Source organism: Mycobacterium sp. Soil_C_30 (assembly GCF_057656995.1).
The window spans coordinates 1-222 of the sequence record NZ_JBDGJH010000085.1; the positions used below are offsets into that span (position 1 = coordinate 1).

The 222-nt window shown below is 64.0% G+C and carries 1 pseudogene; it reads right to left on the bottom strand.

Features of this window, described 5'->3' with window-relative positions:
• Positions 1 to 222: pseudogene (locus AC3A6P_RS36225) on the bottom strand (amidohydrolase family protein); the annotation flags it as partial.

The following is a 222-nucleotide window of genomic DNA, read 5'->3' on the forward strand; positions in this document are numbered from 1 at the left end:
CATCACCGTCTCGGTATCCACCAACGCCTGCCACAACGGCCGCCAGTACTCCAGATCATGAAACGACGGATACCCCAGCGTCGACGGATTCTCGGTGAACGTCAATGAATGCACCCCCTTGTCGGCCACCCGCCGCACCTCCGCGGCACACAACCCCGGATCCCAGATCGCCGGGATCGCCATCGGGATGAACCGCCCCGGATGCGCCCCACACCACTCATC